13 protein-coding genes are annotated in these 13,785 nt (G+C 58.5%); 3 read left to right on the top strand and 10 right to left on the bottom strand.

The features are described from left to right. Both ACSQ83_RS24400 and ACSQ83_RS24395 read left to right on the top strand, forming a co-directional pair. The coding region (locus ACSQ83_RS24400) for a hypothetical protein (protein ID WP_436229897.1) at positions 1-893 on the top strand (893 nt) is incomplete at its 5' end. Next, complete coding sequence (locus ACSQ83_RS24395) at positions 886-1,536, top strand: RES family NAD+ phosphorylase (RefSeq protein WP_436229896.1); 651 nt, start codon at positions 886-888, stop codon at positions 1,534-1,536. The genes ACSQ83_RS24400 and ACSQ83_RS24395, both read left to right, overlap by 8 nt. A 29-nt stretch (positions 1,537-1,565) precedes the next feature. On the opposite strand, the gene ACSQ83_RS24390 is transcribed toward ACSQ83_RS24395, so the two are convergent. The 10 genes from ACSQ83_RS24390 to ACSQ83_RS24345 all read right to left on the bottom strand — a co-directional run bounded on the left by ACSQ83_RS24390 (position 1,566) and on the right by ACSQ83_RS24345 (position 11,608). After that, positions 1,566-3,224, bottom strand: a complete 1,659-nt coding sequence (locus ACSQ83_RS24390; protein WP_436229895.1) for an AMP-binding protein — start codon at positions 3,222-3,224, stop codon at positions 1,566-1,568. A gap of 60 nt (positions 3,225-3,284) precedes the next feature. Continuing rightward, complete coding sequence (locus ACSQ83_RS24385) at positions 3,285-3,680, bottom strand: RidA family protein (RefSeq protein ID WP_414954550.1); 396 nt, start codon at positions 3,678-3,680, stop codon at positions 3,285-3,287. Next, positions 3,677-4,153, bottom strand: a complete 477-nt coding sequence (locus tag ACSQ83_RS24380; protein WP_414954549.1) for an acyl-CoA thioesterase — start codon at positions 4,151-4,153, stop codon at positions 3,677-3,679. The genes ACSQ83_RS24385 and ACSQ83_RS24380 overlap by 4 nt, the downstream gene beginning before the upstream one ends. Beyond that, positions 4,153-5,358 carry an acyl-CoA dehydrogenase family protein gene (locus ACSQ83_RS24375; RefSeq protein ID WP_414954548.1) on the bottom strand — a complete coding sequence of 402 codons (1,206 nt, stop codon included), beginning with the start codon at positions 5,356-5,358 and terminating at the stop codon, positions 4,153-4,155. The genes ACSQ83_RS24380 and ACSQ83_RS24375 overlap by 1 nt, the downstream gene beginning before the upstream one ends. A 1-nt stretch (position 5,359) precedes the next feature. Continuing rightward, positions 5,360-6,223, bottom strand: coding sequence for an enoyl-CoA hydratase family protein (locus ACSQ83_RS24370; protein WP_414954547.1), 864 nt, complete (start codon positions 6,221-6,223; stop codon positions 5,360-5,362). Positions 6,224-6,257: 34 nt separating this feature from the next. Further along, a complete protein-coding gene (locus tag ACSQ83_RS24365; protein ID WP_414954546.1) occupies positions 6,258-6,797 on the bottom strand; it encodes a MarR family winged helix-turn-helix transcriptional regulator in 540 nt (179 codons plus the stop codon). Beyond that, positions 6,794-7,576 (bottom strand): SDR family NAD(P)-dependent oxidoreductase, encoded by a 783-nt coding sequence (locus ACSQ83_RS24360; RefSeq protein ID WP_414954545.1) that lies wholly within the window; start codon positions 7,574-7,576, stop codon positions 6,794-6,796. Before ACSQ83_RS24360 ends, ACSQ83_RS24365 begins: the two co-directional genes overlap by 4 nt. 8 nt (positions 7,577-7,584) lie before the next feature. Next, complete coding sequence (locus ACSQ83_RS24355) at positions 7,585-9,915, bottom strand: bifunctional salicylyl-CoA 5-hydroxylase/oxidoreductase (RefSeq protein WP_436229894.1); 2,331 nt, start codon at positions 9,913-9,915, stop codon at positions 7,585-7,587. 247 nt (positions 9,916-10,162) lie between these two features. Then, entirely contained in the window at positions 10,163-11,326 is a 1,164-nt protein-coding gene (locus tag ACSQ83_RS24350) for a hypothetical protein (RefSeq protein ID WP_436229893.1), read from the bottom strand. A gap of 102 nt (positions 11,327-11,428) precedes the next feature. Next, positions 11,429-11,608: a hypothetical protein gene (locus tag ACSQ83_RS24345; RefSeq protein WP_436229892.1), complete on the bottom strand. Its 180-nt coding sequence runs from the start codon at positions 11,606-11,608 to the stop codon at positions 11,429-11,431. 716 nt (positions 11,609-12,324) lie between these two features. Between ACSQ83_RS24345 and hpnJ the strand changes: the two genes are divergently transcribed. Further along, on the top strand, positions 12,325-13,746 hold the full coding sequence (hpnJ, locus tag ACSQ83_RS24340; RefSeq protein WP_414954542.1) for a hopanoid biosynthesis associated radical SAM protein HpnJ: 1,422 nt from the start codon (positions 12,325-12,327) through the stop codon (positions 13,744-13,746). Positions 13,747-13,785: the final 39 nt, after the last annotated feature.

Here is a 13,785-nt window from a genome sequence, read left to right as displayed (position 1 = left end):
TAAAAACACTTCAGCAGGCGGCAGGTCAAACACATCGCAGATCCCCGGCGCAGCGGCAGCGTCGTGTCCGTCAGATTGCTGTTGTGAGAATTGTGATGTATATTGAATTACTCACAATTCTCCACAACGGCGGAGGAATCATGGCAAGAGCCCAGGGTGCGCATCGTCAGCCCTCAACGGCGGGCAAAAAAAACCGCGAAACGCCGACAGCGCGTCAATCTGCCTTCGCGCAGCGCGAGCTGCCTGAAAACGATCTGCACGAACTGGAGCTCATTGTCCTGAAGCTGGACGCTACGCGCGCCGCGGCGCGGATCATCCTTGAGCAGATCGGCGAACCTCGGCCCGGCGGACCCAGGATCGGTTTATTACCAGAGCACGCGGGGGATTCGTGGACCGAGTTCATGCTGGCTCAACGCGTCCGTATGATCATCAACGAGCAAGAGCGAAGCGCGCTGCAAGACCTTTTCGATGCAACGCCTGTACGCCGTCTGTCACCGGCAAGAGCGGATCTCGAGCGCAAGGCCATTGAGGCCGTGCTATCCGGTACCGAGTGGCTCACGGCGCAGGAAGTCGGACAGCGGCAGAATCCTGACGCGACGAACCAGCATGCGGTCGCCAGTCGCTGGAAGAAGGAAGGCAAGGTGTTCTTCATCGAGCACAAGGGCGTGACTCTGTACCCAAAGTACATCTTCGATGAATTCGGAAATCCGGTTTCCGAAGTGGCCGAGGTGTTGAAGATTTTCCAGGGCTACCGCCCGTTCAGGATCGCGTCGTGGTTCGAGTCGACCAGCAGCATGCTGCGTGGCAAGCGGCCTCGCGAGGTTCTCGGGACTGACCCGAAAGCCGTGGTGGAAGCGGCCCGGGATCAAGTTGTGGGACCGGTGCATGGTTAGCCGACTGAAGCCTCCGCCGCAAAAGCCGTTTCCACTGCTCCGTGTGCCATCCGGTATCTGGTATCGCGTCCATGATCTCGACCCGCGTACAGGAAAATACACAGCCGCCGCCTTTAATGACTCGGGGCGCGGAAATGCCCGCTTCAGTCCGCTAAGAAGACCGGACTCAGGTGACGTCATTCCTACCATCTACGCAGCTAGCACAATGCGCGGCGCCATCATGGAGACCGTCCTGCACGACGTGCCGGTTCCGGCGTCAGGATACATACACGATATTGAGCGTGATCTCGTCTCGAACCTTCACATGAGCTCGATCAAAGTACAGGAGCTCCGTTTGGTCAACCTCACCTCGACCGGTTTGCGGGCGGCCGGTCTGAAGCATTCGGATCTGTTCGATGACGACAAGCTGGACTACCCCCGCACGCGTGAACGGGCGGCGTGGTTCTGGGCGCAATATCCGGACGCGCAAGGTCTTGTCTGGGTATCGAAGCAGGATAACCAGTCGAAGGCGGTCATGTTGTTTGGTGACCGGATGAGCGAGCCCATTGCAGACCTGGATAGCTCGTCGCACATCAGAGACCACGAGGATTTGATCATCGAGCTGCTCGTGGAGATGGACGCTTCGGTGTCGCCGGCCGCGTAGAGTGCCCGGCGTTCGCTCACCCGCTCACATCAGGACGCCGCCAGTGCCCGCAATGCAAACCGCTTCAGCTTGCCCGTCTCGGTGCGAGGCAATGCGTCAATAAACTCGATCGCGCGCGGATACTTATACGGTGCGATCTGTTCCTTTACGAAGGTCTGCAACTGGACCACCAGCGCGTCACTCGCTACAAATCCTGCGCGAAGAACAACAAATGCCTTGGCAATTTGTCCGCGCTCGTCGTCGGCCACGCTAACCACGCCGCACTCCGCCACCGCTTCATTTAACAGCAGCGCGCTTTCTACTTCGGGCCCCGAAATGTTATAGCCCGCCGAGATGATCATGTCGTCGGCCCGGGACTGATAATAAACGTAACCATCGGCATCGATACACACTGAATCGCCCGGAAGATTCCATCCATCGCGGACAAATCTACCCTGCCGCGGATCACTCAGATAATGGCAACCGGTCGGACCTTTGACCGCGAGCATGCCGACCTCGCCAACGGGAACGGGCTGCATATTGTCATCCACGGCCTGCACCACGTAGCCCGGCACCGCGCGCCCGATCGCCCGGTCGCGCGCCTGCGCTTCGGCGGTCGACACAAAGATGTGGATCATTTCAGTGCTGCCAATGCCGTCGATCATTTGCAAACCCGTGGCTTGCCGCCAAAGCTTGCGTGTGGCGTCGGGCAACGCCTCGCCCGCCGAGACGCTTTTTCTGAGCGTCGATAAATCAAAACGCGAAACAAGTCCCGCCATTTGCCGATAAAACGTCGGCGCCGTGAACATGATGGTTGCGCGAAAACGCTCAACCACTTGCAACAGCGTCTCCGGCGCCAACTTCTCGATCAATACCGTCGATGCGCCTGCGCGTAACGGAAAGCACAACAAGCCGCCCAGCCCAAAGGTGAACGCGAGCGGCGGCGTGCCGCAGAATATGTCGTCGGCAGTGGGCTTGAGGATATGGCGCGGAAACAGGTCGCACATCGCCATCACGTCGCGATGAAAATGCATGCAGCCCTTCGGCATTCCTGTTGTGCCGCTGGTGAACGCGATCAGGCAGACGTCGTCCGCAGCGGTATCGACCGCCGTGTATTCGGCAGGTTGAAGCGCGGCGATAGTATCGACGGAATCGGGGCCATCGTCGTGAAAGAGCCTTGTTTGCAGCAGGCTTTTGCAAAAGTATGCGCTCGATGGATCACTGCATTGCGTGAGCTCATCGACCAGGCGCGCGTCGCATAGCGCCGCCGAAACCTGCGCTTTATCGATGATCTGCTTCAGTTCCTTGGCACGCAAAAGCGGCATGGTGGGCACCACCACGAGCCCCGCCTTCAACGACGCAAGCCAGGCGATCGCCATGTGCAGCGTGTTCGGTCCGCGCAGCAAGATTCGGTTACCCGGCACCAGTCCCATCGCTCCAGTCAGCACGTGCGCGGTCCGGTTCACGCGCGTGCGCAATTCGCCATACGTGGTCGCGTACGGAGCGCCGTCGACGTCGGACCATATCGCGGGTCGCGCGCCCTGCTCGCGCTCCGGATGGTCATCGATGATCCGGTCGAGCAATTCGACCGCGCAATTCAGGCGCGCCGGATAAGAGACGTCGGGGTTGTCGAGCAGAAACTCCGGCCACTCGCTGGACGGCGGCAGGTTGTCGCGGGAAAACGTATCGACGTGAGCCGATGATTCCATGATGAGCTCCGAGTACAACGAAGTAAGCGACTAGCTAAACGACAAGACACGCGGCGTTAGTCAATCCGGAATAACGGCGGTGGCTTCGATCTCCACCTTCGCTTCGTCTTCAATGAGCGCGACCACTTGCACGGCGCTCATCGCAATGTCGTAATTGCCGATCAGTTCCCGAAACGCACTGCCCACGTCCCTCAGCGCAGCGACGTATTCACGCTTGTCGATCACGTACCAGGTTAAACGCACAAGATGTTCCGGACGCCCGCCTGCCGAGTCGAGCACCGCGACTATGTTGGCCAGCGCCTGGCGCGCTTGTGCTGCGAAGTCCCTGCTCTGGAACTGGCCTTGTGCGTCCCAGCCAATCTGTCCTGCTATGAAGACCTGCGTGCCGCGCGCGGCAACACCATTTGCGTATCCGCGCGGCTTGACCCAGCCGGCTGGGAGCAATGCTTTTTTCATGACCGCGTTTCCTTGAGTTCGTCTTTAGCTTCGTCTTTTACTTCGGCAAGCGACGAAGGGTTGAAGCGTGTCAACGCGGCACGGATGTCGTCGGGAATATCGATCGACACCCCGGATTCAAGCGACGTTGTCACCAGCACCTGACGCGCAAGAAAGCGCGTTTCGCCATGCGACTGTGCGTCAATCACAATGCCGACAGAACGAGCACCAATCCGATCAAGCGTCAGCGACAGCACGAGCGTGTCGCCCATCTGACTTGGCCTTGAAAACGTGCAATCGAGCTTCACGATCGGCAGGCCGACGCGGCGCTTACTAATCATCGCCGCGTAGTCGATGTGGAGTGCTTCGTTGAACCAGTCCTCGACAAGCGCATTGGTCATTACGAGGTACTGCGGGAAAAATACGATGCCGGCGGGGTCGCAATGCGAAAAACGAATGCGCACCGGCCGCTCGAAATGGGTCGATGTTTCCATCACGCGTTCCTCGCGGCATGCGCCTTGAGCAGGTCGCGGCCGACAATCAATTGCTGCACTTCGGTCGCGCCTTCATAGATGCGCAGCGCGCGGATCTCCCGATACAGTTGCTCGACCACCGCACCGCTTTGCACGCCGCTGCCGCCCCACAATTGCACGGCCGCATCGATAACCTGCTGAGCGCCCTCGCTCGCATGCCACTTCGCTAATGCAGCTTCACGCGTGACCGATTTACCGGAATCGCGCATCCACGCGGCCCGATAAACAAGCAACGCGGAGCTGTCAATAGTGAGCGCCATGTGCGCCAGCTTCGCCTGCGTCAATTGAAAATCGCCGAGCGTCTGCCCGAACATCTTGCGCGACGCGGCACGTTCGATCCCTTCGCTCATGGCTCGCCGCGCGAAGCCAAGCGACGCCGCCGCAACGGACGTCCGAAAGATGTCGAGCGTGCGCATTGCAAGCTTGAAACCCTCGCCGCGATTTCCCAGTAAAGCGGTACGCGGCACACGCGCGTTTTCGAACGAAAGGCGCGCTAAGGGATGCGGCGCGATCACATCGAGGCGCTCGGCAATGCGCAGTCCCGGGGTATCGGCATCGACGATAAACGCACTGATACCACGTGAGCCCGCCGCCTCGCCGGTACGCGCAAACACCACGTAAAAGTCCGCGATGCCACCGTTTGAGATCCACGTCTTCTCGCCGTCGAGCACATAAGAATCACCGTCCTCGCGCGCGCTGAGCGCGAGCGCCGCGACGTCAGAGCCGGCGTCCGGTTCCGTCAACGCAAACGCCGCAATAGCCTCGCCGCTTGCCACCCGCGGTAAATAGCGCTGCTTTTGCGCTTCGTTGCCGGCAAGCGAAATGGCGCCCGATCCAAGTCCTTGCATCGCAAGCGCGAAGTCCGCTAGACCACTGTGGCGTGCAAGCGTTTCGCGCAGCAGGCAAACGGCGCGCGCGTCGATGGTGTCGCCGTGTCCGCCGTAAGCCGTGCCGCCAATACCATAACGCAACCAGCCAGCCGCGCCGAGTTCACGTACAAGACGACGGCAGATTGCATCGACGTTCGAATGATTGGCATGCGTATCACCGAGATGTTCCGATGCCCACGCGTCAACACGCGCGCCGAGTTCACGATGCCGTTCTTCGAAGAACGGCCAAGCGAGGGCATCGTGGAAAGCGGGAGATGATGTTTGAGGATTGGCCAACTCAGTCTCCCTCGAACACGGGCCGCGTCTTCGCAGCGAATGCGCGATACGCGCGCCCGAAATCATTCGTCGCCATGCAGATTGCCTGAGCCTGCGCTTCGGATTCGATAGCGTCGTCAATGCTCATGCTCCACTCCTGGTGCAGCATCTTCTTCGTGATGCCATGCGCGAAGGTGGGTCCCGATGCAAGATCGAACGCGAGCGATTGCGCTTCGCGCAGAACGTCGTGGGGTTCGCATAGACGGTTATAAAAGCCCCACGCTAAACCTTCGTCGCCACTCGCGGAACGTCCGGTGAAAAGCAGTTCGGCCGCCCTTCCCTGACCAATGATGCGCGGCAGGATCGCGCATGCGCCCATGTCGCAACCCGCCAGCCCCACACGAGTGAACAGGAACGCGAGCTTGCTTCGCGCAGTGCCCAGGCGCATGTCCGAAGCCATCGCGAGGATCGCGCCCGCGCCCGCGCAGATGCCATCAACGGCTGCAATAATCGGTTGCGGGCAATGGCGCATCGCCTTGACAAGGTCGCCCGTCATGCGCGTGAACATGAGCAGCTCGGGCATGGGTAGATCGACGAGCGGTGCGATGATGTCGTGCACGTCGCCACCTGAGCAGAAGTTGCCTCCGGCACCATGGATCACGATGCTCTTAACATCGGTGGCGTAAGCAAGCTGGCGGAACAGGTCGCGCAATTCCGCATACGATTCGAACGTCAGCGGATTCTTGCGCTCGGGCCGATCAAGCGTGATCGTGCCAACGCCTTGCTCTACGGCCCAGCCAAAGTGCTTCGCGCGATAGTCGCCAAGTGTGGTGCGGTTACCGGCAAAAAGCGCGGTGGTTCCGTCGTTCATCAACTGTCCGTTCATCGAACGTCTCCGTATTTGTGTGGGTCGCCAGGCTTCAGGAATCCGTGCGCTCGCGCAAGTGCTGCTTGAGCTTGCCGAGCTTCTGATGCATGCGTGCCTTGTCCGCCAGCGGCAAGCCGCCGAACAATTCGACGACCCATTGTTCATGTGCGCGCGCCATGCGATCGAACGACTCGCGGCCACGCGCGGTGAGGCGCACGGCAAACGAACGACGGTCATTCGGATCGGTATCGCGCACGACAAATCCTTCCTTCTCCAACTGGTCCGTGAGACCTGTCACGTTGCCGCCGGTGACCATGAGACGTCGCGACAGCTCGTTCATCTTCAGGCCTTCAGGATGGCGCTCAAGTTGCGCCATCATGTCGAAGCGCGGCAGCGTGGTGTCGAATTCGGCGCGCAGGCGGCGGCGCAGTTCGGCCTGCACAAGATTGGTGGTGGTCAGCATGCGCAGCCATAAGCGCAGTCCCATGTGACTGTCGACACCGGTGCTCATCTCAAGGTCGACGACGTTGCCGGCAGCTTTGGCCTTTTCGGGCGCGGCAGTTTTAACCGTGCGGGCAGCGGGCTTGTTCACATTACTTCTCCACCTGAAATGGAAATGGTCTGACCGGTAATCGATCGTGACTCCGGCAAGCACAGCCATAACGCGGAGCTGGCGACTTCATCCGGCGTCACGAAGCGACGTTGCGGATTCGATCGCAGCAGTGCTTCGCGTGCCTCGTTCTCGCTACGTCCGGTCTGCGCAACGATCTTTTCTATCGACTGTTCGAGCAGTCCTGTTTCCGTATAACCGGGACACACGGCGTTGACGGTCACACCACGCGTGGCAACTTCCAGCGCCAGCGAACGCGTCATCCCGATCACGCCATGCTTGGCCGCACAATAGGCGGCAACGTACGCATAACCGACCTGACCCGCCGTACTCGCTACGTTGACAATGCGCCCGCTGCGACGCTCAAGCATTGCCGGTAGAACTTCTTGCGTGCAGAGAAACACGCCGGTCAGATTCACATCGAGCATGCGTTTCCACAGCGCCAGATCGGTCTTTGTGAACGGCGCCGCTTCGGCTTGTCCGGCGTTATTGACGAGGATGTCGATAAACCCATGTTCGCGCGCAGCAGCAAACGCAGCAGCGACGGAATCGGCGGACGTGACATCGACGCTCTGCACATGCACGGTTCCTGCTTCGCTCAGGACTTCAGCCTGATAGGCGAGCCGGGTCGCATCCCGGCCCATCAGCGTGACCTGCGCGCCCGCGCTCACCAGCACATGCGCTACGGCAGCGCCAATACCGCTGCCACCGCCTGTGACCACCGCGTGCTCGCCTGTGAGTGGTTTCGTATTCGTGTTCATGCCCGGGTTCATGCTTCGCCCTCCGCATGCTGCGCGCGCTCGCGTTCATAACCGCGCTCGAGTTGCGACTTTGCGGCGAAATATTGCTTGGGCCAGGTGATATCGACGTAACCAATCTTCGCGGCCTGATCGAGCGTCCACGAAGGATTGGCAAGATGCGGACGCGCCACCGCGCAAAGGTCGGCGCGGCCCGCTGCGATGATGCTGTTCACGTGGTCCGCTTCCGAGATCGCCCCGACCGCGATGGTGGCAATGCCTGCTTCGTTACGCACACGATCCGAGAAAGGCGTCTGGAACATGCGGCCATAGACCGGCTTCTCTGCCTTGCTCACCTGTCCCGACGATACATCGATCATGTCCGCGCCTGCCTCCTTGAATGCTCGTGCGATCAGCACGGCGTCGTCCGGCGTGATGCCGCCCTCCACCCAATCGTGCGCCGAGATACGCACCGAAATGGGCTTGTCCTTGGGCCACGCTGCACGGATCGCGTTGAACACTTCGATTGGAAAACGCAGACGGTTTGCGGCCGAACCACCGTATTCATCGTCTCGTTGATTGGTAAGCGGCGAGAGAAAACCGGACAGCAGATAACCGTGAGCGCAGTGCAGTTCAAGCCAGTCGAAACCAGCGCTCACCGCAAGCTCGGTTGAGCGCACGAACTGCGTCTTGATCTCTTGCAGATCATCCGTGGATGCAGCGCGCGACCATTGGCTGATGCCTTTCAAATACTGTTGCCGGGATGCCGATACGACAGGCCAGTTGCCCTCATTGAGTGGCTTGTCTATTCCTTCCCAACTGACGCGCGTGGATGCCTTCGCGCCGGCATGACCCAACTGAATGCCGATCTTTGCATCGCTCTCACGATGCACGAAATCGACAATACGCCGCCACGCGTCACGTTGCGCGTCGTTGTACAAACCAGGGCATCCCGGCGTAATTCGGCCTTCCGGCGAGACGCAGGTCATCTCGGTCATCACCAGTGCCGCGCCGCCCATGGCGCGTGCGCCGAGATGCATCAAATGGTAGTCACCCGCAATGCCATCGACAGCCGAGTACTGGGCCATGGGAGACACCACCACGCGGTTTTTCAACGTCACGCCGCGCACGGTGAAGGGTGTAAACATTGGCGGGACGGAACGCTTGCTGCTGTCTATATCGAGTCCCGAACGCTGCGCGATCCAGTTTTCAAACTCGGCGAGATACGCGGCATCGCGTGAACGCAGGTTTTCATGAGAGATGCGCTGCGAGCGCGTGAGCAACGAATAAGCGAATTGCTCCGGCTCGAAAGACGCATAACGGTCCACGTTTTCGAACCATTCGGTGGAATTGCGCGCGGCGTTCTGGATGCGCAGGACACCGACGCTGCGTACGTCCGTATAGTGCTCGAGCGCGGCGGGAAGATCGCCCGGATGCGCCGCGATGCTGTTCGTCAGTTCGATTGCATCTTCAAGCGCGAGCTTGGTGCCGGAGCCGATCGAGAAGTGCGCCGTGTGCGCGGCATCGCCCATCAGGACCACGGGCGTCACGCTGCCATCGCCATTCGTGCGGTTATGCACCCACGTTTCATTCACGATGCGCGGAAACCTGATCCATTGTGATGAGCCGCGCAAATGTTGCGCGTTGGACTTGAGCGCGTGGCCATCGAGATACCTGGCGAAGAGCCGTTCGCAGAATGCGATGCCGTCCTCCTTGCTCATTTCATCCAGGCCGGCTGCACGCCAGACCCGCTCGGGCGCTTCCACGATAAACGTAGACATGTGGTCGTCGAAACGATACGCATGCGCCTGGAACCAGCCGAACTCGGTCTTCTCGAACGCGAACGTAAAGGCATCGAAGAGCTTGTCAGTACCGAGCCAGACGAAGCGGCAATCACGCAAGTCGACGTCGGGTTTGTAGGTGGCCGCGTACTTGGTGCGTACGACGCTGTTGGCGCCATCGCACGCAATGATGAAGTCGGCGTCGTAGGCTTCGTCGCTAGTCACTTGCGTTTCGAACACCAGCTTCACGCCAAGCGCCTCGGCACGCTCCTGAAGAATGTTCAACAGGCGCTTGCGGCCGATACCGCAGAAACCGTGTCCGGAGGAACGCTGCGTGCGGCCGTTGATATGGATGTCGATGTCATCCCAGTGATTGAATGCATCGAGAATGGCTGCCGCACTCGCCTCGTCCGCACGTTGCAGGTTGCCGAGCGTCTGGTCGGAGAACACTACGCCCCAGCCGAAGGTGTCGTAGGGGCGATTTCGCTCCACTACCGTCACTTCGTGAGCGGGATTTTGCTTCTTCATCAGCAAGCCAAAGTACAGACCCGCGGGGCCGCCACCAATACAAACGATGCGCATTGTGCGCTCCAGGCTGAAGGGTCAGTTCAATTTAGGCCTCGATAGTTTAGGTGTCAAGTAAATTTGTGAAATTTGGCGGGCGGGCGGCAGATAAAACTGGTTGGGTGCGGCTAGCAGAAGTCGACGCGAAGCGGTCTCTCTCAATTTCCCGAAACGGACGTTGGCCGTTGCTACAATTTTCATCGGGGGGGTCACGCCCGAGGCCCCTGTTCTCCTCAAGGGGGTCCGCAGGACTCAAGCGCAGCGGTCATTGCGGGGGAAATAGCTGTTCTTGAGGCGGGTGAACTAAGGACCACAGCGACTCGAATGCCTGGTCGGCGTTTCTGGGAATGATGGATTCGTTAGCTAAACGTTCAAGGTCTTCGCAGGTAACAACATAAATTCCCTTGCTAGATGCAATTTCTTCGTCCGTCAGAGCCTCGCGCTTCATTGTTGTAACGACGACTGGCAGAACTTTCAGATGGGGGTTGCCTGTCTGCTTTAGCTTTTCTAGTAAAGCCGCCGCTCGGGCAAGTAACTTGGATAACTTTCCATTGTTATTGATCGCTCCTGTTGTGCATTCGATAACCGCAATGTTGCCATTTGGACTGACGGCAAGTAGGTCGGCAGCATCGGTTGTGAAATGGCTCGAGAGCGGATCGACGGCGAAGCCGTACATGAACATCAGGTTGCCGACACCCGCTTCAAGCACACGAGCATCTTGCTTGTGTGCTTTTGCATCAAATAAAGATTTCTTTGTTCCCTCGAGCTCGGGATCGAATACCTCATGCATCGAACGACGAACATTCGCCGTATTGTCGGGGTCGGTAATCCAGCCCCGGTGCATCCAACGACCTTTATACGACGCAAATCCCTGGATGACTGATCCGTTTGGCACTTCGATATCGACGGAGCCTACGACCACATACTCCCCGTCATCTGACCATGTCAAATCGCTAGAATTGAACGATCCTCGCTCTGTCGCTTTCGCAACTGGGGCTTGCACTCGATAACCGAGCCTTGCTTGCGTACGATCGACGTCTTTAGCAACACGAATAGCCAAATGGGCAACACCATTCTGTATGCGCGCGCGCGGACCCAGATCTACGGCGACGACTCCTTCAGCCGTGACATCAAGAGAGCAAACGTCCCACCTCAAAGGGTACAAATGCAATTCGCCCGCCAACTCAACGATTGAGTCGTATGGCATCGCTCCTGAGCGAAGATCGCTCTGGAATTCTGTTAGACGATTCTGGAAAACGTGTGAGCCAGTCGATATCGACAGCCGCAATGTATGGATGACGGGTGTATAGAAATTCGGCGGAAACTTCTCAAGATAGGTCGAGAAACTGCTGTGAGGTTGCGCGTAGCGCCCAAATCGTAGGCAACCAATGGGCGTCTCAACGCCATCACCTCTTAATGCCGTGATCAAGCTCAGATAGTCGATGCCGAGTTTGGATAAGGGTAACGAACAACCGCATATGGATGGTGTTTTGACAGCGAGTTCCGGCAGCGATTGATTTCCAACTCGATGTTAGATGTGGCCTTGAGCAAGCTCAAGACCGTCCGCCCCATCAATCGCAATAAAACTGAAGTTCGTGTGCTTGTAGGCATCGACGCCGGTTGCGTACAGCAACGAGAACTCATCCAGTTTCTGCTGCTCATAAGGGGGGAGCGGCTGCATTTCTAGCCCCTCTGTAAAGGGATCGGTCATGACGGTTTCTCTCGTGGCTCAGCCTGCTATGCGCTTTCAGTTCGATTGCAGTGTCGGTTGGGCTTGTTTCGCGCCGCCGGGGAAAAGTCAACCTCATGCATACCTAGTGGCGCGGCGATGCGACAACTGCACTTGGGCGATTGTCGACGATTTTGCCTCGGACGTCGAACGGCCGGTCATGGCCGCTATGCGCCGGCCCGGGAAGCGTTGGCCTCCAGCGCATTCCGGCGCCTTTGCCAGATGTGCCCGACGGGGTTTTCAATTCCTTGTGCTTCGGCGAATGACGTGACACGGCGGCTACCCAAGATACTAATGTTGTCGTCGACACCCGTGGGTTCGGCTCGACATGCGACCGGCTTTTGGGCTTAAGGCAGTCGGCAAACTCAAGTTTTGATGATGAGCTATCTGACATACACACGGGAAAAGCTGATCCCGAATTCCTTGCTTTCACGCCAACGTGACAACAGCCGGACGTTTGGCTTTCGATTTGGATGCGGACCGTAATACGCCCCTAAGTTATCGGCGAGATAGTTCAAGTATGCTGACCTCCGGCATGCAACTACGCTTGCAAACAGTCGTGTCATGGGAAACCAGCTCGCCCAAGAAAGTCCCAAAGATCGCACGTCAAACATCAAGCCATGCTAAGCATTCTCGCCCGTGCGACAGGTCGTGGGCGATACGAGCCAGCCTTGCGCCGGCAAACTCCCGGAGCACTTATGAAAACGCTTTTCCTTCAAGCACCTTCATTCGACGGCTTTGATGGCGGAGCAGGTTCGCGTTATCAGACAAAGCGCGAAATCCGTTCATTCTGGTATCCCACCTGGCTCGCCCAGCCTGCCGCCTTGATCGAAGATAGCCGCGTACTGGATGCTCCTGCGGACGGCCTGTCCGTGGAGGCGACGCTCGACATCGCGGAACAATACGAGCTCGTCGTCATTCATACGAGCACACCCTCGTTCCCGACCGACGCCCTGTTCGCCGAACATCTGAAACAACGCACGCCTGCGATTCTTGTGGGAATGGTCGGTGCAAAGGTCGCCGTCGATCCGCACGGTTCGCTCGGCGCCAGCAACGCGATCGACTTTGTGTGCCGGGAAGAGTTCGACTTTACCTGCCGGGATATCGCGCAAGGCTTGCCGTTCGAATCCATTCCTGGCCTCAGCTACCGCCTGCCCGATGGCGGGATCATGCACAACGACGCGCGGCCCATCCTCGAAAACATGGATGAGCTGCCTTTCGTCGCGCCGGTCTACAAGCGCGATCTGAAGATCGAAAACTATTTCAGTGGCTACCTCAAGCATCCGTATGTATCGATCTACACCGGACGTGGATGCCGATCGAAGTGCACGTTCTGCCTCTGGCCGCAGACCGTTGGCGGTCATCGCTACCGCACACGCTCGGTCGACAATGTGCTCGCGGAAGTGAAGTGGATCAGGGACAACATGCCCGAGGTCAAGGAGATCATGTTCGACGACGATACCTTCACCGACTTCAAGCCGAGAGCCGAGGAGATTGCCCGCGGCATGGGCGAGCTGGGTGTGACCTGGTCCTGCAACGCCAAAGCGAACGTCCCGTATGCAACGCTCAAGGTCATGAAGGAGAATGGTTTGCGACTGCTGTTGGTCGGCTATGAGTCCGGCGACGACCAGATTCTCCTGAACATCAAAAAAGGCCTTCGAACCGATATCGCACGCCGATTCAGCGAGGATTGCCGCAAGCTCAACATCAAGATCCACGGCACGTTCATCCTGGGACTGCCGGGTGAAACGCACGAAACGATTGAAAAGACCATCGAATATGCGAAGGAGATTAATCCGCACACCATTCAAGTGTCGCTCGCCGCACCCTATCCCGGGACCACGCTATACAAGCAAGCGATAGAAAACGGGTGGATGAAGGAAAACAAGGTGATCAACCTTGTCAGTTCCACGGGCGTTCAGCTTGCAGCAATTAGCTATCCTCACCTGTCGAGCGAAGAGATCTATCACAGCGTGGAAGAGTTCTATAAGCGCTTCTACTTCAGGCCCGCGAAGATCTGGGAAATCGTGCGGGAAATGCTGGTGAGTTGGGAAATGATGCATCGGCGCTTGCGCGAAGGTGTCGAGTTCTTCAGCTTCCTGAGAGCGCATAAAGCATGAGCAGGCGCGGGGATCAAAGCAGCGCAAGACCATTGCTGG

It is taken from the genome of Caballeronia sp. LjRoot29, from assembly GCF_964252755.1.
Classification (GTDB): domain Bacteria; phylum Pseudomonadota; class Gammaproteobacteria; order Burkholderiales; family Burkholderiaceae; genus Caballeronia.
Note: the sequence above shows the minus strand (reverse complement) of the source record. Positions and strands in the feature narration are given on the sequence as shown.